General features: G+C 37.3%; 24 protein-coding genes and 5 tRNA genes. 14 read left to right on the top strand and 15 right to left on the bottom strand.

The genetic code is table 11. The annotated features are described in order from the left end of the window. Nucleotides 1-217, top strand: a 217-nt coding sequence (locus QS62_RS12055) for a hypothetical protein (protein ID WP_197496266.1), incomplete at its 5' end; no start/stop codon positions are given. 683 nt (nucleotides 218-900) lie between these two features. Here the strand turns inward: QS62_RS12055 and QS62_RS05825 are convergent. Then, nucleotides 901-1920 (bottom strand): tyrosine-type recombinase/integrase, encoded by a 1020-nt coding sequence (locus tag QS62_RS05825; RefSeq protein ID WP_066107289.1) that lies wholly within the window; start codon nucleotides 1918-1920, stop codon nucleotides 901-903. Between the two features lie 37 nt (nucleotides 1921-1957). Between QS62_RS05825 and QS62_RS05830 the strand changes: the two genes are divergently transcribed. Together QS62_RS05830 and QS62_RS05835 are read left to right on the top strand one after the other, a co-directional pair. Continuing rightward, the gene (locus QS62_RS05830; protein WP_082966140.1) at nucleotides 1958-2599 is read left to right on the top strand and encodes a DUF4376 domain-containing protein; all 642 of its coding nucleotides are present in this window, start codon (nucleotides 1958-1960) and stop codon (nucleotides 2597-2599) included. Further along, nucleotides 2589-2831, top strand: coding sequence for a DNA helicase UvrD (locus QS62_RS05835; protein ID WP_065233808.1), 243 nt, complete (start codon nucleotides 2589-2591; stop codon nucleotides 2829-2831). The genes QS62_RS05830 and QS62_RS05835 overlap by 11 nt, the downstream gene beginning before the upstream one ends. A 105-nt stretch (nucleotides 2832-2936) precedes the next feature. Here the strand turns inward: QS62_RS05835 and QS62_RS05840 are convergent. The 5 genes from QS62_RS05840 to QS62_RS05860 form a co-directional block, all read right to left on the bottom strand. Beyond that, nucleotides 2937-3010 (bottom strand) — tRNA-Cys (locus QS62_RS05840). Nucleotides 3011-3093: 83 nt separating this feature from the next. After that, nucleotides 3094-3180, bottom strand: a tRNA-Leu gene (locus tag QS62_RS05845). 4 nt (nucleotides 3181-3184) lie between these two features. Further along, a tRNA-Gly gene (locus QS62_RS05850) sits at nucleotides 3185-3260 on the bottom strand. Between the two features lie 22 nt (nucleotides 3261-3282). Next, nucleotides 3283-3369: transfer RNA gene (locus tag QS62_RS05855), tRNA-Leu, on the bottom strand. 4 nt (nucleotides 3370-3373) lie between these two features. Beyond that, nucleotides 3374-3449: transfer RNA gene (locus QS62_RS05860), tRNA-Gly, on the bottom strand. A gap of 258 nt (nucleotides 3450-3707) precedes the next feature. On the opposite strand from QS62_RS05860, the gene QS62_RS05865 reads away from it, so the two are divergent. The 8 genes from QS62_RS05865 to slyD all read left to right on the top strand — a co-directional run bounded on the left by QS62_RS05865 (nucleotide 3708) and on the right by slyD (nucleotide 10377). After that, the gene (locus tag QS62_RS05865) at nucleotides 3708-4823 is read left to right on the top strand and encodes a methionine biosynthesis PLP-dependent protein (RefSeq protein ID WP_066107292.1); all 1116 of its coding nucleotides are present in this window, start codon (nucleotides 3708-3710) and stop codon (nucleotides 4821-4823) included. Nucleotides 4824-4956: 133 nt separating this feature from the next. Then, complete coding sequence (mltG, locus tag QS62_RS05870) at nucleotides 4957-6003, top strand: endolytic transglycosylase MltG (RefSeq protein WP_066107295.1); 1047 nt, start codon at nucleotides 4957-4959, stop codon at nucleotides 6001-6003. Beyond that, a complete protein-coding gene (gene tmk / locus QS62_RS05875) occupies nucleotides 6003-6635 on the top strand; it encodes a dTMP kinase (RefSeq protein ID WP_066107298.1) in 633 nt (210 codons plus the stop codon). The genes mltG and tmk overlap by 1 nt, the downstream gene beginning before the upstream one ends. After that, nucleotides 6614-7612 (top strand): DNA polymerase III subunit delta', encoded by a 999-nt coding sequence (gene holB / locus QS62_RS05880; RefSeq protein ID WP_066107301.1) that lies wholly within the window; start codon nucleotides 6614-6616, stop codon nucleotides 7610-7612. Before tmk ends, holB begins: the two co-directional genes overlap by 22 nt. Nucleotides 7613-7615: 3 nt before the next feature. Continuing rightward, nucleotides 7616-8401 (top strand): YchF/TatD family DNA exonuclease, encoded by a 786-nt coding sequence (locus tag QS62_RS05885; RefSeq protein ID WP_066107305.1) that lies wholly within the window; start codon nucleotides 7616-7618, stop codon nucleotides 8399-8401. A 62-nt stretch (nucleotides 8402-8463) separates the two neighbouring features. Next, a complete protein-coding gene (locus QS62_RS05890) occupies nucleotides 8464-8988 on the top strand; it encodes a DUF1523 family protein (protein WP_066107352.1) in 525 nt (174 codons plus the stop codon). Between the two features lie 22 nt (nucleotides 8989-9010). Further along, nucleotides 9011-9748 (top strand): SIMPL domain-containing protein, encoded by a 738-nt coding sequence (locus QS62_RS05895; protein ID WP_066107308.1) that lies wholly within the window; start codon nucleotides 9011-9013, stop codon nucleotides 9746-9748. Nucleotides 9749-9798: 50 nt separating this feature from the next. Then, nucleotides 9799-10377: a peptidylprolyl isomerase gene (slyD, locus tag QS62_RS05900; protein WP_066107310.1), complete on the top strand. Its 579-nt coding sequence runs from the start codon at nucleotides 9799-9801 to the stop codon at nucleotides 10375-10377. 51 nt (nucleotides 10378-10428) lie between these two features. Here the strand turns inward: slyD and QS62_RS05905 are convergent, their stop codons facing one another. From QS62_RS05905 to QS62_RS05920, 4 genes are all read right to left on the bottom strand, one after another. Continuing rightward, nucleotides 10429-11553, bottom strand: coding sequence for an ABC transporter ATP-binding protein (locus tag QS62_RS05905; protein ID WP_066107313.1), 1125 nt, complete (start codon nucleotides 11551-11553; stop codon nucleotides 10429-10431). A gap of 12 nt (nucleotides 11554-11565) precedes the next feature. Continuing rightward, nucleotides 11566-12423: an ABC transporter permease subunit gene (locus tag QS62_RS05910; protein WP_066107316.1), complete on the bottom strand. Its 858-nt coding sequence runs from the start codon at nucleotides 12421-12423 to the stop codon at nucleotides 11566-11568. Between the two features lie 9 nt (nucleotides 12424-12432). After that, entirely contained in the window at nucleotides 12433-13308 is an 876-nt protein-coding gene (locus QS62_RS05915; RefSeq protein WP_066107320.1) for an ABC transporter permease subunit, read from the bottom strand. Between the two features lie 63 nt (nucleotides 13309-13371). Next, nucleotides 13372-14670, bottom strand: a complete 1299-nt coding sequence (locus QS62_RS05920) for an extracellular solute-binding protein (RefSeq protein WP_066107323.1) — start codon at nucleotides 14668-14670, stop codon at nucleotides 13372-13374. A gap of 169 nt (nucleotides 14671-14839) precedes the next feature. On the opposite strand from QS62_RS05920, the gene glpQ reads away from it, so the two are divergent. Then, nucleotides 14840-15835 carry a glycerophosphodiester phosphodiesterase gene (gene glpQ / locus QS62_RS05925; protein ID WP_066107326.1) on the top strand — a complete coding sequence of 332 codons (996 nt, stop codon included), beginning with the start codon at nucleotides 14840-14842 and terminating at the stop codon, nucleotides 15833-15835. A gap of 1 nt (nucleotide 15836) precedes the next feature. Here glpQ and yggU read toward each other — a convergent pair whose 3' ends face one another. From yggU to yihI, 5 genes are read right to left on the bottom strand one after another with little or no spacing between them, the layout of a single operon-like run. After that, the gene (gene yggU / locus QS62_RS05930; protein WP_066107329.1) at nucleotides 15837-16124 is read right to left on the bottom strand and encodes a DUF167 family protein YggU; all 288 of its coding nucleotides are present in this window, start codon (nucleotides 16122-16124) and stop codon (nucleotides 15837-15839) included. Beyond that, nucleotides 16124-16681, bottom strand: coding sequence for a YggT family protein (locus QS62_RS05935; protein WP_066107332.1), 558 nt, complete (start codon nucleotides 16679-16681; stop codon nucleotides 16124-16126). The genes yggU and QS62_RS05935 overlap by 1 nt, the downstream gene beginning before the upstream one ends. Nucleotides 16682-16695: 14 nt before the next feature. Then, nucleotides 16696-18063, bottom strand: a complete 1368-nt coding sequence (gene hemN / locus QS62_RS05940) for an oxygen-independent coproporphyrinogen III oxidase (protein WP_066107335.1) — start codon at nucleotides 18061-18063, stop codon at nucleotides 16696-16698. 20 nt (nucleotides 18064-18083) lie between these two features. Continuing rightward, nucleotides 18084-18518, bottom strand: coding sequence for a DUF2489 domain-containing protein (locus QS62_RS05945; protein WP_066107338.1), 435 nt, complete (start codon nucleotides 18516-18518; stop codon nucleotides 18084-18086). 2 nt (nucleotides 18519-18520) lie between these two features. Continuing rightward, nucleotides 18521-19087: a Der GTPase-activating protein YihI gene (gene yihI, locus QS62_RS05950; RefSeq protein WP_066107355.1), complete on the bottom strand. Its 567-nt coding sequence runs from the start codon at nucleotides 19085-19087 to the stop codon at nucleotides 18521-18523. A gap of 130 nt (nucleotides 19088-19217) precedes the next feature. On the opposite strand from yihI, the gene QS62_RS05955 reads away from it, so the two are divergent. Together QS62_RS05955 and gyrB are read left to right on the top strand one after the other, a co-directional pair. After that, nucleotides 19218-19709 (top strand): hypothetical protein, encoded by a 492-nt coding sequence (locus QS62_RS05955; RefSeq protein ID WP_066107341.1) that lies wholly within the window; start codon nucleotides 19218-19220, stop codon nucleotides 19707-19709. A 127-nt stretch (nucleotides 19710-19836) separates the two neighbouring features. Continuing rightward, nucleotides 19837-22257, top strand: coding sequence for a DNA topoisomerase (ATP-hydrolyzing) subunit B (gene gyrB, locus QS62_RS05960; protein ID WP_066107344.1), 2421 nt, complete (start codon nucleotides 19837-19839; stop codon nucleotides 22255-22257). Nucleotides 22258-22337: the final 80 nt, after the last annotated feature.

Here is a 22337-nt window from a genome sequence, read left to right on the forward strand (position 1 = left end):
CAATGCAGGTAATAAACCACTTCCTTGGCAATTTACTTACCCAGTAAGATTGTCAGCAAATACATTGTATGCAGATGTTATACGTTTAGAGGGTGCTGGATCACACTCTGAAATTGTAGTCTATCGTGGTTTATCGTATATGAACTGGATAGATAAGAACTACGTTAACGAAACTGGATCAGGTGATCTAGTCGGTTTATTGGTTATTGGCTTCTAGCCAAGGGGGAGAGTGCTATTACTATGCAGATGATGGCATACTTTACTTTGATAATCCGATTAGCTTTAAATTAAGGCTACTGCATGGAATTGCATTTGAATCAGTGCCGGAAGGTTGGCGAAAATATCAATTTGCAACGCTGAAAGCAGTAAATCCGCAAAACTCATCACTCTCGAAAACGGTTGTGTATGCAAAAAGCATCAGAAATGACTCTACAACTGTTGTATATGATAATTCATCTTCGACCGCTGTTATATTATTCGGCATCTAATTAGATGCCAAAAATTATTGCATATGTCGCTGAATTACCAACAAAAACATCATATGTATTTGCTGACATACTTAATACATTCGTTTTTGTTAATGTGCTATTAAATTTATTTACTGATTTAACAGTTAAAAACTTAAACTCGTGCCAGCCGTTTGGATTGTCTTCAAACGCCACTCCATGTAACAACCTTGATTTAAGTGCAATGGGGTTATCTAAATAGTAAACCCCAGCATCGCCAGATTCATGACATAATCCCCCTTGGCTATAAATGTTTGTATAAAAATGATAGTAAAAGTCATTAAAAATGATTAAAAAAGTACAAAATAAGTATCAAATAAGTAACACGGTTAAACATTGATGCATCTGCATTTAAACGTGTTTTAAAATCTGTTTAAAGTAACATTTAAGTAACTTATTTCAATAAGTTAATAACTTTTCTGAGATGTATCAATGTCTTATGAGTATAAACAGCATCACCGACATTGCTAGATGCGTGACCTAGTATGCGATCTCGAGCAACTTTGTTTGCGCCTGCAGCATCAAGCAAAGTTGCTACTGTGTGTCGGCAATCGTGCGTTGTATGTTTTGCTTTGATTGCGTTCATTACTTGCTTAAATTGTGTTGCTGCTTTTACATACGTTAGCTGTAAATTATTTTCATCAACAAATAGATATTTATGCTTTTGCCCAAGTCGCCGTTCGACAATAGGCAAAATTAGTGGGTGGATGGGTATAATGCGGATACCAGCTTTTGTTTTTGATGTTGAAATGTTAAAGTATTTCTGTTTTAAATTAATATCACTCCGATGTAACTGAAGAAGTTCTCCAATCCTCATTCCAGTATAAAGAAGAATTAATGTCAAATCAGTATTAACGGTTTTACATTGCCAAAGTTTATTAATTTGTTGTCTTGTAAATATCTTGTGTGGTTTAACTGGTATATTTTTTCCCATTTTTAAGTACTGACCGTATGATTTATCTATCCACTCGTTAATAATTGCATGAGCGAATAGCTGGTTTATCAACGATCTCACTTTTTTAAGGCTTGCGTACGACAATCCTTTCTCTTTCATCGCATCAAGTGCGCTTTGCAAATGATGATATTTAATTTTGTGGATCGGCATTGAGATAATCTCAGATAGATGGTTGTAACTATTACGATAGCTTTCTGCCGTGGATTTTGACACTTGTCTAACGTGGTTTGGATACCAAAGTTGGTACACTTTTGCCAGAGTTATGCTTGGTTCTGGTTTATCTTGTTGATTATAGTTAGCTAATGCTGTTAGAGCTTCGTCTTTCGTTGCATAGTAGCCGATTATGTTGTATAGCTGACGTTTGTTTGCATCGTAACCAACAGTTTTCCTTGCCACGTAAGGTCTTCGTCTATTTCCGCTTAATTTAATTACGCTGCCATAGCCGTTTGGTAGTCTCATATCTAAATTCCTTAATTAATAATTATAGAGGTAAAACATGTCTAATATTCCATATTTAATTATCATTGATAAACAAACAGGAAAAAGAGAAACATCTTTTCCAGAAGTGCCACCAGATACAAAAGAATCTTTGTATCAAATGGCCACAGAACTTTATCCAGAACATCTTCATTTGTATGACAAAACTGGAGAAATTCAAAATCAATTAATCAATCAAGATTCATATTGGTTAAATGGTAAGGTAGAAAAAAGACCGTCACATCTTTATGACTGGGATGGAAGTAAGTGGGTATTAAACGAACAAAAACAAGCTGAATTATTATTTTCTCAGAAATCTAGAATATGGGAAAGTATCAAAGAATATAGATATAACCGCAGCTTAGGCGGTGTATATATAAAAAGCGTTGATAGATGGTTTCAAACTGGGGAAGAGGAGAAAACTAAGTATCTTGGTTTATCTCAAGTCATTGATAAAATCGGCTCAATCGAATGGAAGACATTCGAAAATGATTTTGTCGAAATGACGCCAGACTTGCTTGCTGAAATCTTCGCAGAAATGGTACGAGCTGAAAATGCTGATCACATCAATGCTGAGCGCCATAAGGCGGCAATGATGCAATCAGATAAACCGCTAGATTATGATTTTAGCACAGGATGGGAGCGTAGATATGAAGATTAAACAAATACTGATAGCACTAGACCAACTGTGTAATACATTAGCTGGTGGTTATGCAGACGAAACGATAAGTAGTCGATGTTATCGCAATGCAAAACTAAAAGACTCACCGAAAAAACGGTGGGTCTTTTTTTATGCGCTAATTAATGCGTTGTTCTTTGATAAACAACATTGCAAAGAAGCGTATCAAAGCGAAGTGCTAAGACGACAATATCCGAACGATTTTAAGGAGTAATTATGCCTATCTTATTTGTATAAAATAATTGGTAGGTGATTTAGTAGGTAATTTAAGAATAAATTATTATATTTGTATTAAAATCAATGGTTTATTATTAGATAATGGAGGCGTGTACCGGAGTCGAACCGATCTACATGGATTTGCAATCCAGTGCATAACCGCTTTGCTAACACGCCATATAAGGCATTAAGTGGATTTTAACAACGAAGAACTAATTTGAGGAAGTTACTATCGAAAAAGCCACTGAATATATTGTGAATGGTGCCCGAAGCCAGACTTGAACTGGCACGCCCCGAAAGGCGAGAGATTTTAAATCTCTTGTGTCTACCGATTCCACCACCCGGGCAATCTGGAGCGGGAAACGAGGCTCGAACTCGCGACCCCGACCTTGGCAAGGTCGTGCTCTACCAACTGAGCTATTCCCGCAAAATACTTTTTTTGTCAAAAATGGTGCCCGAAGCCAGACTTGAACTGGCACGCCTCGAAAGGCGAGGGATTTTAAATCCCTTGTGTCTACCGATTCCACCACCCGGGCAGTTTGGAGCGGGAAACGAGGCTCGAACTCGCGACCCCGACCTTGGCAAGGTCGTGCTCTACCAACTGAGCTATTCCCGCTAAGATTAATGTTGCTATCAGCATCGTTAATCAACGAGGCGCATTTTACGGAATTGATTTTTTTTGTCAAACGATAATTCTCACTTTTTTGCTTGATTGATGAAAAAAAAAGCTTATTGCTTATTAATTCAATGTTTCTGCCGTTTTTTTATGCGTAAAGTGCTGAAATTTTGTGAACTGGAGTGAATTGCTTTTCTGTCAGTGAAGTTTGTGCCAGAATGATTACCTTTGTTGTATAAGTTAAGGATAGGAAATTTTATGGCACAACAATCAATAGAGACACTTTTAGTACAATTGGGAAATCGTACTGATCCATTTACTGGTTCAGTAGCTACTCCAATTCATCTTTCTACTGCATTTGGTCACACTGATATTAAAGGTATTGCGACAGATAGTTTTGATTATATTCGTACCAAAAATCCAACGAGAACAGTATTAGAAAACGGTATTGCTCAATTAGAAAAAGGGGATCGTGGTTTTGCTTGTTCTTCGGGTATGGCGGCGATTCAATTAATAATGAGTTTGTTCACTAGCCCAGATGAATGGATTATTTCGAGTGATGTGTATGGTGGTACATATCGTCTATTAGACTTTTGTTATAAAAATAACCATGGTATCAAACCTGTTTATGTAAATACCGCTTCTTTAGAAGCAATTGAGCAAGCGATTACACCAAATACCAAAGCGATTTTCATTGAAACACCATCTAATCCATTAATGGAAGAGTGTGATGTGGATGCAATTGCAAAAATTGCGAAGGCACATAATTTGTTATTAATTGTCGATAATACTTTCTTAACGCCAGTGTTATTCCGCCCGATTGAACATGGTGCCGATATTGTGATTCATAGCGGTACAAAATATATCGCAGGACATAATGATGTATTAGCTGGTTTAATTGTGGCAAAAGGACAAGAACTTTGTGATCGCATTTATTATATTCAAAATGGCGCAGGCCCGGTATTAGCGCCATTCGATTGTTATTTAACGATTCGTGGTTTGAAAACCTTATCATTGCGTATGGAACGTCATCAACAAAATGCGCAACAAATTGCTAAGTTTTTAGCAGAACAAGACGAAATTGCAGATGTTTTGTATCCAAATAAAGGCGGTATGCTTTCTTTCCGTTTACAAAAAGAAGAGTGGGTGGTGCCATTCTTAAAAGCATTAAAATTAATTACCTTTGCGGAAAGTCTAGGTGGTACGGAAAGTTTTATCACTTATCCAGCAACGCAAACACATATGGATATTCCTGAAGCAGAGCGTATTGCACGTGGTGTTTGTAATCGTTTATTACGTTTTTCAGTAGGTTTGGAAAATGTAGAAGATATTAAAGCTGACATTTTGCAAGCAATTGAAACGGCAAAGAAATAGCTTTGTGCTAATGGAATGGCAGCGTGTAGTATTTTAGGTATTACACGCTGTTATCGTATTAATGACAATGTTTCTCGAAAAGGCATAGTTTATGTTAAACTTAGTCACTTTTTGAAAAAGTAGTTTGATATTGATGAAAAAATTTCTCACCTTATTGATAATCTTATTAATTGCTTTAGGCGGTAGCGGCGCCTATGTTTATCATCATCTTACCCAATTATTAACATTACCGATAACTCATACTCCAGATCAATTGCTTACCATTGAAAAGGGAACGAGCAGTAAAAATTTTGCAGAAAAATTGGTGCAACAAGGCTTGGTAAAAGAGAGTGTTTGGGGCTTACCTTATTTGTTTAAACTGTATCCTGAATATACCCTCAAAGCAGGTACTTTTTCGTTAGACAAAATTGAGAACTTGAAACAATTGTTAATCCTTATTCATAGTGGTAAAGAGGCACAATTTTCATTGACATTGCCGGAAGGAAGCACCTTTACTCAATGGCGTAAAGCATTAGCGGAAGCGCCACATCTGAAACACACTTTAACTGATAAAAGTGAAGCGGAAATTTATCAATTGTTGAAATTACCAATAGAAAATGGACAAAAAGATAAAATGGAAGGGTGGCTATATCCTGATACCTATTATTATACGGTGAATTCAACAGATTTAGCGTTATTGCAACGTGCAGCAGATAAAATGCAAAAGACCTTACAACAAGCGTGGCAGCAACGTGATGAAACATTACCATTGCAATCCGCCTATGAATTATTAGTGTTAGCGTCAATTATTGAAAAAGAGAGTGCGGTGGCGAGTGAACGTCCAGAAATTGCCTCAGTATTTGTTAATCGTTTGCAAAAAGGTATGAAACTACAAACGGATCCAACGGTGATTTATGGAATGGGTGAAAAGTATCAAGGCAATATTACTAAGAAAGATCTCAATACCGAAACACCATACAATACTTATGTAATTGACGGTTTACCACCAACACCAATCGCAATGCCAGATAAAAGTTCATTGGCTGCAGCGGCGAATCCAGCTAAAACTGATTATTTGTATTTTGTTGCAGATGGTAGTGGCGGGCATAAATTTAGTCGTACTTTAAATGAACATAATCGTGCGGTGCAAGAGTATTTGCGTTGGTATCGAAATTGGAAAAATCAACAAGGAAATAAATAATGAAAGGCAAATTTATTGTACTCGAAGGGCTTGAGGGAGCTGGTAAGACAACGGCAAGAAATGTTGTGGTTGAAACATTACAGCAATTAAGGATTAAAGAATTTGTCTTTACTCGTGAACCAGGTGGTACGCCATTAGCCGAAAAATTACGTCAATTGATTAAGCAGGGTGAAGGCGATGAAGTCATTACCGATAAAGCAGAATTATTGATGTTATATGCAGCACGAGTGCAATTAGTCGAAAATGTGATTAAACCTGCGTTGGCACAAGATAAATGGGTAATTGGTGATCGTCACGATCTTTCCTCTCAAGCCTATCAAGGTGGTGGCAGACAAATTGATGCACAATTATTAGCGACCTTAAAGCAAACGGTATTAGGGGATTTTTGTCCAGATTTAACACTCTATTTAGATATTGATCCTGAAATTGGTTTATCTCGAGCCAGAACACGAGGTGAGTTGGATCGTATTGAGCAACAACAATTAGATTTCTTTATTCGTACTCGTCAGCGTTATTTACAACTGGTTGCAGCTGATCCGAACAGTATCACTATTAATGCAAATCTTGCAATGCAAGAGGTGGCGCAACAAATTGAACAGGCAATCATAAAATGGTTCCAACAACACAACTAGCTGAATTATCTTGGTTACTGCCTACTTATCAGCGTATTACTCAGGCTTTTTTGTCTGGACATGGTCATCACGCTTTATTGATTCGTAGTGCAAACGATAATGGTGCAGAGCCATTTTGCTTCGCCTTAGCGCAATGGCTGTTTTGTGAACATAAACAAGAAGGGCAAGCCTGTGGTCGTTGTCGGCAATGCCAATTATTTCAACATCAATCTCACCCCGATTTTTATCTGATTACAGCTGAAAAAGGGAAAAAGATTAGTATTGAAGTAATTCGTGAAGTAACGGATAAATTATCGCGACATAGTCAGCAACAAGCTGCAAAAGTGGTATATATTCAAGGCGTGGAGCTACTAACGGAAGCGGCTGCCAATGCGTTATTAAAGACGTTAGAAGAGCCAACCGATAATTGCTATTTTTTATTACAAACCAATGTTGAACAACAAATTCTTGCCACCATTTATAGTCGCTGTCAATTATGGGCATTGCCATTACCAAATCAAGAACAGGGAATGCAATGGTTAAGTGAGCAAGGTTTTCAACAACGAGATGAAATGCAAGTGGCATTGGCAATGAATTATGGGCGTCCTTTTGCTGCCAAAATCAGTCTGCAACAAGGGGAAATTGCCCAACGTTTAGCATTTTTACGTCAATTTTGGAAATTTTATCGCAGTAAAAATATGCTTTTGTTGATGCCTTATTTTCAACAGGAAAACCCTATCCCGCAATTGAATTGGTTAGAAGCTTTGTTGATGGACGCATTAAAAGCGTCTTTAGGTATCCATTCTGGTTGGCAATGTGAAGATTTACGGCAAGGGGTAACAGCATTAGCACAAGAATTATCTGCATTAAAAATTTATCAAGGATTAAGTATTGTGCGGCGAATGCGTACCGATCTATTGTCGATTAATGGCGTAAATCAAGAATTAATTATTGCCGATGGCTTAATAGAAATGATTGAACAAGTATTTGAAGGTTAAAAGATGTTTATTGTAGATTCGCATTGTCATTTAGATGCGTTAGATTATGAAAAATTACATAAAGATGTAGATGATGTGTTAGCAAAAGCGCAGCAACGAGATGTCAAACATTGCCTGGCAATTGGCGTTGGTATTGCACGTTTTCAACAGTTACACCAAATGTTAGCACATCGTCGCGATATTTCGTTCTCTTGTGGTTTGCACCCATTGGATATTGGCGATGAAGTATTTGATGCAGAAAAATTAAAACAGATTATTGCATTGCCGGAAGTGGTGGCAGTAGGGGAAATCGGTTTGGATTATTATTACAGTGCCGAAAATAAACAAGAACAACAAGAGTGTTTTGCGCAACAAATTGATATTGCTAACCAATTTAATAAGCCGGTAATTATTCATACTCGTTCAGCAGGCGAAGATACAATTCGTATCTTAAAAGAACAACAAGCGGATCGTTGCGGTGGTGTTATTCACTGTTTCACAGAAAATCAATGGTTTGCTGATCAGGCATTGGATCTTGGTTTTTATATTTCCGTATCTGGCATTATTACCTTTAAGAATGCAGAAGATATTCGTGCAGTCATTCGCAATGTACCTTTAGATCGGTTATTAATTGAAACCGATTCACCTTATTTAGCGCCTGTGCCTTATCGTGGCAAACAAAATCAACCAGCGTATGTGCGAGAAGTGTGTGAGTATGTGGCGACTTTAAAAGGGGTATCGGCAGAAACTTTAGCAGAGATCACAACAGCGAATTTTAGTCAGCTATTTGGCGTCAATTTGTCACAATAATATGCTAGCATAGGCAAGTTTTTTAAATAAAAGGAGAAATAGCTATGGCGCAACAATCAAAAATACGCCGCTTTTTTATGTGGTTTTTTATTACGGTTGCTTTGGTAGTGCATCTGATTTTAGCGGCTGGTGTCAATTACGTCTTTCCAAGTTATGCTATTCAACAAATTACAGGGGTGGAAGTAAAACGTGTTGATAAAGATGGCCCAATTACTAAATCTAATCCCGCAGATGGCCCAACAAGAGATGTTTATTACATTTATACACAAGAACCTAAAACAGAAAAAGTAATGGTGTATCGCAACGAAGATACTCGTTGGGGTTTTCCATTCTATTTCAAATTTGATTCAGCAAATATTCAGGCGCAAGCACAATCATTAGCCAATGAAAAAGCCTTAGTTGAAGTGAAATATTATGGTTGGCGCATTACGATGTTTGATGAATTTAGTAATGTGGTTTCATTAAAAGAGGTGTCTGCTGATGCAACACCATCTCACCCAATCGTAAGCTATATTCTCTATGTGGCATTACTATTAACGTTATTCTTATCAATTCAATTTATTCGTGGTTGGTTTGATAGTGAATAATGGCGATGTTAGAGGAACGATAATGAAAAAAATAGTTTCGGAGAAATTTATTATTTTGTGGTCTTGTCTTGCTATGCTAATCAGCTGGCAAGCAAGAGCTGATGCTGTTGAACAGCAAGATACAGCGCCAAAAATCGCTTTTCAAGCGACAACAGAGTCTGTAGTGCAAGAAGATAAAGTACAAGTTGTGCTGAATTCACAATTGCAAACCAGCAAATTATCCAAAAAACAATCGCAATTGTTAGAACAGCGTGTGGAAACGCTGATCCAGCAATTAGGACAATATAAAGCGATTAAAGTGGTTGAGAATTATCGTAATAGTTTTGCTAACTATAATAATCAAGGCAAAGTAACTGGTTGGACATTACAAGCAACCATTACCTTAGAAAGTGGTGATTTTACACAAATCGCTGAATTTATTTCTGATTTACCTGATAATTTTAATCTTTCTGCCACCAATTTTTTTGTGTCACCAGAAAAACGCAAACAGCAAGAAGCTGAAATGTTGACGACCTTGTTAGCGGAAATACAGCAAAAAGCGGAAGTGATTAGAAAGGAATTGCATCGTGAGCAATATCGTATTGTTAATATTAATATTGCACGTGATAGAGCAGGATATATGCTAGCAAGAGAAGCACCAATGAGTTTAGCAAAGGCGAATGTACAACAAGAAGCTGATAATAGCGGTTTAAGTTTTACCCCTGGAGAAACTCGCTTAATGATGAGTGCTGATGTCGTAATTTCGCTATCAGAAAAATAGAAATTCCGTTACAATTTATCCCTATTTTGCGCAAATTATTGGAGAAATGAATGAAAGTTGCAAAAAATCATGTAGTAGGCATTGCTTATCAAGTTCGTACTGAAGATGGTATTTTAGTAGATGAAGCGCCAGCTAACCAACCACTAGAATATTTACAAGGACATCGTAATTTAGTGATTGGTTTAGAAAATGCATTAGAAGGCAAAGAAGTTGGCGAAAAATTTGATGTCAAAGTAGCGCCAGAAGAAGGTTACGGTGTATATAACGATAATTTAGTGCAACGTGTACCAAAAGATGTTTTCGTTGGTGTTGATGAATTAAAAGAAGGTATGCGTTTTATTGCCGATACCGATGTTGGTCCATTGCCTGTTGTCATTACTGAAGTGACTGACGAGGATGTAGTGGTTGATGGTAACCATATGTTGGCTGGTCAAACTTTATTATTCACTGTTGAAGTGGTTTCTGTGCGTGAAGCAACTGCAGAAGAAATTGCACATGGTCATTTACATCAACATGGTGAAGGCTGCTGTGGTGGTCACGATCATCATCACGATGATGATGAAGAAGGTGGTTGCTGTGGCGGTGGTCATGGCGGTTGTGGCTGTGGCGGACATCACCATCATCATTAATAGAAAATTTAGATTAAATAAGGGAGCAGTTGCTCCCTTTTGTTTATGCAATTAAATTTGCTGCAGTTGTGACGTAATATTTAATTCATTATTTTGATCAAATAGATACAGCGAATGATGTTCAAATTGTGCAAACGCGTGAGAACCATCACGAATGTTTTTATTACGACTGAGCACTAATAATTTCTGATTACCAATCAAACAGTGCGCAATCAAATGCGGTCCTAAATCTTCGACAGCTTCTACCCAAACAGGAATTTGCAATGGATGATCGGCAACTGCTTCAGTTGTCAACGAAATGCTTTCTGGTCTAACGCCTAAATAAATACGCTTATAGGTATTATGTTGTTTATACATATCGTCGTTGTAATAGCGTTCAAGCTGGAAGTTAGTGGTTATACTTGCATTTTCAGCCAAAAATAACTGATGGCCATGGATATTGGCTTGTAAAATATTCATTGCGGGTGAACCCATAAAGGTAGCCACAAACAGATTGCGCGGATTATTGTAGATTTCATCAGGTGTACCGACCTGTTCAATTTGCCCTGCATTGATAATGACAATTTTATCAGCCATCGTCATCGCTTCGACTTGATCGTGAGTAACGTAGATCGAGGTTGTTTTTAAACGACGCTGTAAAGCTTTAATTTCCATTCGCATCACATTACGCAGTTTTGCATCAAGGTTGGATAAAGGTTCATCGAATAAGAAGAGTTTTGGTTCACGCACAATCGCACGTCCCATTGCCACACGTTGGCGTTGCCCACCAGAGAGTTCGTGCGGCTTATTGTTTAGATATTCACTCAATTGCAACATCTCAGCGGCAGCATTGACACGTTTTTTAATCTCTTCTTTTGACACTTTGCGATTAATCAAACCGTAAGCGAGATTTTTATATACGGTCATGTGTGGGTATAACGCATAGTTTTGGAATACCATTGCGATATTTCTATCAGCCGGTTCGGTATCATTAATTCTGGTTTCTTCCAAAAGAATATCGCCTTCACTAATACTTTCTAAACCAGCGATCATTCTTAGTAGAGTTGATTTACCGCAGCCTGATGGACCGACAAATACGACAAACTCGCCGGAATTTATTTCAACATTAGCATCACTAATTGCTTTTTTGCCATTAGGATAGACTTTAGAAACGTGGTGAATATGTAAACTAGACATAGGATTCTCTTCTTATTTTTCTGTTTGAATTAGACCTTTGATAAACCATTTCTGGAAAATGATCACAACCAAAATAGGCGGAATAACGGAAATAATCGCTAAGGCAAATATCTGATCGTAAGCAGGGATTCGCCCTTCATACAAAGCACTGATAATATCTTTAATACCCAGCAATAAAGTTTTAAAGCTTTCATCAGTTGTCATCAGAATTGGCCAGAGATATTGGTTCCATCCAACAACAAACATAATGATAAAAATGGCAGCAATCATTGTTTTTGATAATGGGAACAGAATATCTTTGAAAAAACGGAATGGTCCGGCGTTATCTAAACGAGCCGCCTCGATTAATTCCTCTGGTACTGATTTAAAAAATTGTCTGAAAAAGAAAGTAGCAGTAGCTGAAGCGATCAGCGGTAGAATCAATCCAGTATAGGTATTCACCATACCTAGTTTTGCAACAATTTCATAAGACGGAATAATGCGCACTTCTAACGGCATTAATAACGAGCTAAAAACAATCCAAAAGATCAAATTTCCTAAAGGAAAACGGAAATAGACAATTGCATAAGCAGCGGTCATTGAAATAATAATTTTTCCGATGGCAAAACCTAACCCTAAAATTATAGAGTTTTTCAGTAATAACATCCCATGAACCAGTGCAGTGCCTGCTTCTGGATCAGATTCGGTATGGCCAAATAAAATGGTTTTGTACGCGGTAAAGCCTTGATCTCCGAACCAAAATTGTAAACCGTTGCGCGCAATTTCTTCTGTGCTATGCGTAGAAGAGGTAAAGACCATCCAAAGCGGTAGCATCAAAAATAGGACACCAATAATTAAGATAGTATGATCAATCACATTGCTGAGTTTCATTTTGCATCCTTAATAGTGTATTTTTTTCTCGATATATTTAAATTGGATGACGGTTAAAGCGATAACAAATAGCATCAAAATTACCGACTGTGCCGAGCTACCGCCGAGATCCACACCAACAAAACCATCTTGATAAACTTTATAGACTAGGGTAGTGGTAGCACCACCCGGACGACCTCGAGTCAACGTATCAATGATGCCGAAGGTATCGAAGAAGGCGTAAGTGATGTTAATAATTAGGAGAAAGAATGTCGTTGGTGCCAGTAAAGGAAAGATGATTGACCAAAAACGTTTAGTGTTGCTGCGACAATCAATTTTTGCTGCTTCTTGCACCGCTTTAGGAATACCTTGTAATCCAGCCAGAAAATAGACGAAATTGACACTGATTTGTTTCCATACTGAAACCAGCACAACGGCAAAACTAGCATCGACAGCATCAATTTTGTGGTCAAAATCCCAAAAGAAGTTGAGTAAGTGATAGAGTGGTCCAACGTGATAATCCAACAAAAATACTCCAACCATTCCTGCAACAGCAGGCGCCACAGCATAAGGCCAAATGATCAGAATTTTGTAAGTGTTTTTCCCTTTGATAACTTTATCTGCTTTAACGGCTAGCAATAATGCAATTGCTAATGAAAAAAAGGTCACTAATACAGAAAAAATTAAGGTGAATTTGATCGATTGCAGATAAAAGTTGTTATGCAAAATATCAATATAGTTTTGCAAACCAACAAAGGTTGAACCCAGTCCAAAAGGATCTTCCATAAAAAAACTGATACGAATAGATTCCCAAGCTGGCCAAACAAAGAAAATCAAGATGATTAGCAATTGTGGAGCAATGAATAGATAGGGAATAGGCGAATGTTTGAACACATTTTTTTTCATAATTATCGTCCACCAATAAGTAAAAAAAGCCCTTAACAAAATTAATGTTAAGGGCGATTATTTTTATTCTACAGTTTGTGCAAAACGAGCAAGTAATTTATCGCTTTCTACTTGAATGGTTTTCAACGCCTCTTCAGGAGATTTGCTACCATCGAAGATTTTGTCAAATTCACGATTCATTACGACACGAATTTGTGGATAGTAACCAAGACGATAACCTTTCGTCCATTCACCACTTGGTAGATCTAATTGTAGAACTCCAGTTTCTGCTGCCGGTTCTTTTTGATAGTAACCGTCAGCTTTTACTTTTTCATAAGCGGCGTGAGTGACAGGAACGTAACCTGTTTCTTTATGCCAGAATGCTTGAACATCCGGGCTAGATAAGTAATTGAAGAATTGTGCGGTACAATGATTTTGTTCTTTTGGATGGTTAGACATTGCAAAGAGCGCTGCACCACCAACGAAAGTATTGTATTCCTTACCTTTATTGATACTATCCCAATAAGGTAAGAATGCGGTTGCAAATTTAAATTGTACTTTTTTCTTCAAACCACCAAACGAACCAGATGAACCAAGCCATAAAGCTACGTCACCTTTTTCAAACGCATCTTGGTTAGGACCCCATTCTGAACCGTAGTAATTAAAGTAACCTTTATCTTTCCACTCTTTCAATTTCTTGAACATCATTACCATATCTGGATTGTTATAGAAGATATGCTTCGCTGCGCCATCATAACCATTATTTTGATCAGCAAGTTGTAAGTTATGATGTGACATAAAGTTTTCAGCGAAGATCCATGGTGTGTGTGATTCTGCTAATGCGGTATAACCTGCATCTTTTAATTTTTTCGCTACAACTTCAAATTCTTCCCAGGTTTTTGGTGCTTTTACGCCCACTTTATCAAGGATCTCTTGATTGTAATAAAGTACCGGAGTAGAAGAGTTAAATGGCATACCAATCATTTTGCCTTTGCTGTCGGCATAGAAATTACGTACACCGGCGATATAATCGTTTTTATCGAATTTAACATTATTCTCTTTCATCAAATCTTCTACACCTACCACAACACCTTTGGCATTGATAATAGTGGCAGAACCAGCGTCATGAACTTGAATGATATTAGGAGATTTTTTTGCTCGAAATGCAGCAATACTAGCGGTGAGAAGTTCTTCGTATGAGCCTTTATAGGCAGGGTTTAACTTACATTGGCTTTGTGAAGCGTTAAAATCGTTAGCGATTTTATTTACGGTTTCACCTAGTTGTCCGCCCATAGCGTGCCACCAAGTGATTTCTGTCGCTGCCATAGCATTTGCAGATAAACCAGCGCCAATAGCTAAATAAAGCCACTTTTTCGATAACATAGTGTTTCTCCTTTGTGTATGCGATAAATGATAGGGGGATTAAGTTATCGGCGCATAATTTAACAGGAGATTATGACAACTTTATGACAGGTTAAAATAAGTAATAAAAATTTGTCATCAAAATGCCATAAATGAATATTATATTTAGGTAAAACAAGAGGATAGCAATATGGAAAAAATTTTGGTTATTGCCCATAGAGGCGCTTGCGGTTATTTACCTGAACATACTTTTGCTTGTAAAGCATTAGCGATAGGACAAGGAGCCGATTTTTTAGAATTGGATTTAGTTATGACAAAAGATGATCAGTTGGTGGTAGTGCATGATCATTTTTTAGATGGTATTAGTGATGTGGCACAACGCTTTCCTGAGCGAGCTAGAGATGATGGGCATTTTTATGTGATGGATTTTACTTTAGCTGAAATTAGACAGTTACAAGCCACAGAACCTTTTATTGAACAACAAGGAAAACAGCAAGCAGTTTATCCAAATCGTTATCCATTATGGGCAGGACGATTTGCGATTCACACTTTTGAGGAAGAATTGCAATTTATTCGTGGTTTAGAAAAGAGTTTAGCTAAAACCATTGGTTTGTATGTGGAAATTAAAGCACCTTGGCTACATCATCAATCCGGTAAAGATATTAGTTTAGCAACACTGACATTGTTACAAAAATATGGTTATTGCCAACGAAGCGGCAACATTATTGTGGAAACATTTGATTACAATGAATTGTTAAGAATTAAGTATGAATTATTGCCGCGTTTAGGTATGGATTTACCATTGCATTTTTTAATTGCACAGACAGATTGGCATGAAACACAAGAGCAGGATAGTGCCGGGAATTGGGTCAATTATAGTTATGATTGGGTATTTACCGAGAATGCAATGCAAGAAATTGCGTATCACTTTGATGGTATTAGTCCTGAATATAATATGTTGATTGATGTTGCTACCTCGAAAGCAGGAAAAGTCGTTGCCTCACCATTAGGACAAGCTGCACAACAATATGGTTTGGGTGTGCATCCTTATACAGTGCGTCGTGATAAATTACCTGATTATGTTAATAGTATGAATGAATTATTAGATGTCTTGGTGCAAGCTGGGGCAACAGGTATTTTTACCGATTTCCCAGATATTGCAGTTAAGCATTTTGCAAATAAGTAATCTATTTGAGTAATGCAGCTACGCATTCAGGAATCTGATTTGGCGCGGTAATCAAAATTTGTTTATGGCGATTTAACTCGCCTTTACGTAGGGAAATTTGGCTTTTAGCCACTTTAAATTGCTTACTTAAAAATTTGATGAGATGGGCATTAGCTTGCCCATCAATAGGTGGTGCGGTGATGGTGATTTTTAACTCATCACCATGCAAACCGACAATTTGATCTTTACTGGCTTTGGGCTGCAAATAAATATTTAATAGCAGCCCTTCTGGTGTTTGTTGTACGGCCATTAAGCGATTAGCCAAAGTTGTCCAAAAATATCGAGTAAGACGTTATTTAATAAGAACAAAATAATGCCGAGTACCATTACCGAAAAATCTAACATACCTGTACTTGGTAAGATACGACGAATTGGTGCTAACAATGGCTCACTGATTTGATAAAGCACATAATCTAATGGATTGTTACCACGACTAAACCAACTCATAATCGCACGCAAGAAAATCGCCCAGAAGATGATTTCTCCCCACGCTTTCGCAACGGAAAGAATACCGAGCAATAATAAATAAGGTAATTCTAATGATAAAGTGCCAGACATTAGCCAATAGAGTAATGGTAATTTCACTGCGCCTAAAATAAAAGCCACCAATAATGCTGCGAAATCAATATTGTATTTCATTGGCACAATTTTACGCAGTGGTGCTAATACCGGTTGAGTGAGTTTTACTAAGGTTTGTGAGAGCGGATTATAAAAATCAACCCGACAATATTGTAACCAAGTCTTAGCAACCAGAATAAAGATATAAACTCCAATAATGGTCTGAATAAGAAATTGCAATGTATTCATTAAATCTCCTACATTTAGATAATTCGTGAAAATTGCTGACGTTTCGCTTGTTGGCGTGAATAAGTATCAAAGCATAAACAGATATTACGAATTAATAAGCGCCCTTTCGAGGATACAATAATCTCTTCATCATTAATTTGTAATAAACCATCTTCAACTAATGGAGCGAGTAATGCCAAATCTTCTGCAAAATGTTGTTTAAAATTAATTTGATACTGCTGTTCAATGGTAGCAAATTTCAATTTAAAGTTACAAATCAAGGCTTTAATCACATCACGACGTAGGCAGTCTTCTTGCGTAAGTACCAAACCTTTATGTAAAGCGATACCACGTGTTTCAACGTCCGCATAATAACTTTTTAGTTCTTTTTGATTTTGGGCATAAGTATCACCCAATAAACTGATTGCAGAAACGCCTAAACCAAGTAGATCACACTCTTCTTGAGTGGTATAACCTTGGAAATTGCGGTGTAAAACGCCATTCGCTTGTGCGAGTGCTAATTCATCATCTGGTTTAGCAAAATGATCCATACCGATAAATTTATAACCAGATTTTTGTAAAAATTCGATAGTATTTTGCAAGATAGCAAGTTTGCTTTCCGGCGATGGTAACATCTCGTCTTTAATCTTTCTTTGTCCAGCAAAACGGGTTGGTAAATGAGCATAATTGAACACACTTAAACGATCTGGATTTAGTTCAACCACTTTTTGTAAAGTGAACATAAAACTATCCAATGTCTGTAATGGTAAGCCATAGATTAGATCTAAGTTAGTGGATTGAAAACCTAATTCACGAGCGTGTTGCATTAAAGCAAAAATAAAGGCTTCATCTTGTTCACGATTAATGGCGTTTTGCACCTCTTTGTTAAAATCTTGTACGCCCATACTAATACGGTTGAAACCGATTTTTCGTAAATGATCTAGCATTGATAGTTCGATTTCACGTGGATCCATTTCGATACTAATTTCTGCGTTATCACTAATGGTGAAATGGTCGCGTAGCATCGACATTAAACGTGCAGATTGCTCTTCAGTGAGATAAGTTGGTGTACCACCACCCCAATGAATTTGCGTTACGGTACGTTGTGCAAAAAGCGGGGCTCGGGTGCGAATTTCTTTTTCTAAATAATCAAGATAGATGTCAGCTTTGTGTTGGTGGCGAGTAATGACTTTATTACAAGCACAGAAATAACAAAGTTTATGACAAAATGGGATATGAACGTATAACGATAATGGACGAGAAGGGTAACGCCCAGCTGCCATAATAAAATCGTCATTATTATATACTTCATTGAATTCAAGTGCGGTTGGATAAGAAGTATAACGAGGTCCTGATTGGTTATATTTACGAATCAGGTCATGATCCCATAAAATTTCTGACATAATAATTTCCCACTAATAACTTATTTAATACCCTCAAGTAATTGAGGTAACTCCAATTTAATTTGTTTTTCTAATTTGGCTTCACTACTTTCTCTAGTAAGATCCAATCTCATTCTTTCTTTTTTAACTAAGTTTTTGCGCTCGTCTTTAATCGGCATATCTCTAACAGTGAGGTATAGCTCATGCATTGCTGGAAAAGCATTCAGTTGAATTTTTCCATAAGCTTCGAGTAACGGTTTTAAACGTAGCACACCTTCTGAATGATTACATTCATCGGTGAGCATTGCATTTGCAATGATTTCAATACTTTCTTGCAAACGCGCCAAACGTTGCGCATAGGCTTGCTGTAATAACTGTTTCTGTTTTTTTATTTTTAGCAATAACCAGATGAGATAGCCAGTCATTGCTGCGATAATCACAATACCAATGATGAATAAGATAATAGAAAGATTCATAATTATTTAAATTGATTAATGTTGATTTTTTCGAATTGTTGATAAAGATCTTGTTCTTCTTCATCCTCATCTTCAATGCCAAGTTGTTGCATTAGCTCTTCGATTCTCTCTAAACATTGTTCAACAAATTGTTGATCCTTTTTAGATAACGTGACACCTGCATCCAATTGATCAAGCAACTCGTTTAAGGCTTCATTATTTTCTAACTCAAATAACTCTTGCTCTGGCGAGATAGTTTTTGCTTTCACCTTAATTTCATCGCTTACCGTTGGTTGCTGTACTGGCTGACGATTAATCTCTTCAACAATAAGTGGAATTTTTTTACGGCTGCCAACACGAGGATCTTTTACCGGTGTTGGTTGTGAAGCTTGTTTTTCAGTTTCGGTAGCATAACGGTTGCCTGCTGGGCGACCTTTATGTTTTTTCTTACGTTTTTCTTCCCAAGCTTTGTTATCTAATTCATAACGTGTTGGTTTTTTCCCTTTTTTAGCAATAGCAGGCTCTTTTTTATCCTGTTTGCGCGTAGGCATTAAATCACTAATTTTTCTTGTTTTCTTTTGGCGACTCATAATAAAAAATGAATAATAATTGGTTATAGAATGGTTATATAGGTTGCGATTATAACATTGAATTGTAAAATTTAGCATCTACTGCTTGAGGTATATTGTGTTAATTCCATTGAAGTAAAAGGATAGAGAAATGAAAAAAATATTATTTGTTGCATCGGTTTTATTATTAGCAGCTTGTGCAGGAAAAACGCCGCCTAAACCAGTGATTGATCTTCCAGAACAACAAATTGTACAAACCTCTTATGCACCAGCTTATGAAGCTACTCAACAAACTTATCAAGGACGTGTAAATGAGAAATTTTATGTTGATTCGTTTGCCCATGGAGTAGTGGATTGGTTCAATGGTAAATATAAACAACCCATTTCAGAACTTAAGCACCAGTTATATGATCAAGGTAGAGGATTTGATGCCTATATCTATGATTATTATAGCGGAATGATTTTTGCCGCTGATTTGCAAAGTAATTTTCAACGCTTGCACTGTTGGCAAGGTGTTGATGTCCCAAGCTTACAGCAAGGTATTTATGATGCATTGCGTGATTTACAAGCACAACGTAGCGCTAAGAACAGCACTTGGATTGCACAAGGTAGCGAAAAATTTGCTCAACAGTGCCGTCCTTAAATGATTAGTTAATCAATTTATTTATAGCAAAAAGACCGTTGTTAGTCCTAAGGTATTGTCTAGGATTTAATGGGCTTTTCTGCTATAATCCTGCCTAATTTTTTGAGTAAAACTAGAGATAAAAAATATGTCAGAACAAACGTCAAATTCTTATGATTCATCAAGTATCAAAGTATTAAAAGGGCTTGATGCAGTACGTAAACGTCCAGGAATGTATATTGGAGATACCGATGATGGTACTGGGCTGCATCATATGGTATTTGAGGTTGTCGATAATGCGATTGATGAAGCATTAGCTGGTTATTGTAAAGATATTGTCGTGACGATTCATGAAGACAATTCGGTTTCGGTACAAGATGATGGTCGTGGTATTCCTGTTGGTATTCATCCGGAAGAAGGCGTATCTGCAGCGGAAGTCATTATGACTGTGCTTCATGCGGGCGGTAAATTTGATGATAATTCTTATAAAGTATCCGGTGGTTTACATGGCGTTGGCGTATCAGTAGTTAATGCGTTATCGGATAAATTGCAGCTAACGATTCGTCGTGAAGGTCATGTCCATGAGCAATTTTATCATTTAGGTGTGCCGCAAGCACCGTTAGCGGTGATTGGTGAAAGTGATAAAACCGGAACAACAGTACGTTTTTGGCCTAGTGCAACCATTTTTAGTAATGTTGAATTTCAATATGAAATCTTAGCAAAACGTTTAAGAGAACTCTCTTTCCTTAATTCAGGTGTATCAATTAAATTGTTCGATAAACGTACTGATAAATCTGATCACTTCCATTATGAAGGTGGGATTCAAGCGTTTGTTGAATATTTGAATCGCAATAAAAATCCAATTCATCCAAAACCATTCTATTTTATGACTGAAAAAGATGGGATTGGTGTGGAAATTGCTTTGCAATGGAATGATGGTTTCCAAGAAAACTTATACTGTTTCACCAATAATATTCCACAACGTGATGGTGGTACGCATTTAGCCGGTTTTCGTGGGGCGATGACCAGAACGCTAAATAACTATATGGAAAAAGAGGGCTACAACAAGAAAACGAAAATCTCAATGGCTGGTGATGATGCGCGTGAAGGATTAGTCGCAATTGTATCGGTTAAGGTTCCAGATCCAAAATTTTCATCACAAACCAAAGATAAATTAGTCTCCTCTGAAGTGAAAGGCGTTGTGGAATCGACAATGGGCGAGCGTCTGCAAGAGTATTTATTAGAAAATCCAACAGATGCGAAAATTATTGTTGGTAAAATTATTGATGCAGCGCGTGCAAGAGAAGCAGCGCGTAAAGCGAGAGAAATGACTCGTCGTAAAGGTGCATTAGATTTAGGTGGTTTACCGGGTAAATTAGCAGATTGCCAAGAGCGTGATCCGGCGCTTTCTGAACTTTATATTGTGGAGGGTGATTCTGCAGGTGGTTCAGCAAAACAAGGTCGTAATCGTAAAAATCAAGCGATTTTACCGTTAAAAGGAAAAATCTTAAACGTTGAAAAAGCGCGTTTTGATAAGATGCTTTCTTCTCAAGAAGTGGCTGCGTTAATTACTGCGTTAGGTTGTGGTATTGGACGTGATGAATATAATCCGGATAAATTGCGTTATCACAATATCATCATTATGACGGATGCTGATGTGGATGGTTCACATATCCGTACCTTGTTATTGACTTTCTTCTATCGTCAAATGCCTGAACTGATTGAGCGTGGCCATGTTTATATTGCCCAACCACCACTTTATAAAGTGAAGAAAGGTAAGCAAGAGCAATATATCAAAGATGACGATGCGATGACGCAATATGAATTGGCGATTGCTTTAGATGGTGCTGCATTGTTTGTTCATGCTGATGCACCAGCAATGCAAGGTTTACCATTAGAGAATTTAGTCGCTGAATATAATCGTGTTAACAAGATGATTCAACGTGTTTCACGCCGTTATCCAGCCGCAATTTTACAGGCATTAGTTTATCATCCGGATTTAGATAAAACCTTGATGCAGCAAGAACAAGCGGTACAACAATGGACAACAAGCTTAGTTGATACTTTAGCGAAAAAAGAGTTGCATGGTAATCATTATGCAGCGAAAGTTCAGTACAACGCGGAACGCCATTTGTATGAACCAGTGATTACTGTGCGTACACATGGTATTGACACTGATTATGCGTTGGACTTCCATTTCGCAGAAGGTAGCGAGTATGCGTTAATTGTGAAATTAGGACACCAATTACGGAATCTAATTGAAGAAGGTGCTTATGTAATGCGTGGTGAACGCAAGCAAAATGTCAGCAGCTTTGAACAAGCGATTGAGTGGTTGGTGAAAGAGTCACGTCGTGGCTTATCAGTACAACGTTATAAAGGGTTAGGTGAAATGAACCCGGAACAGCTTTGGGAAACTACAATGGATCCAGAAGCACGTCGTATGTTGAAAGTATCTATTCGTGATGCCGTCGCAGCAGATCAATTATTTACCACCTTGATGGGTGATGAAGTTGAACCGCGTCGTGATTTCATTGAAACCAATGCGTTGCATGCGAATTTGGATATTTAATTATTTTGGTTGGCTGACAGAGTCAATTGTAAAACTTTTAGTTCAATTATTTTTTATCTAATATTTAGGTTTCGCCCTAA

It is taken from the genome of Gallibacterium salpingitidis, from assembly GCF_001678495.1.
Classification (GTDB): Bacteria; Pseudomonadota; Gammaproteobacteria; order Enterobacterales; family Pasteurellaceae; genus Gallibacterium; species Gallibacterium salpingitidis.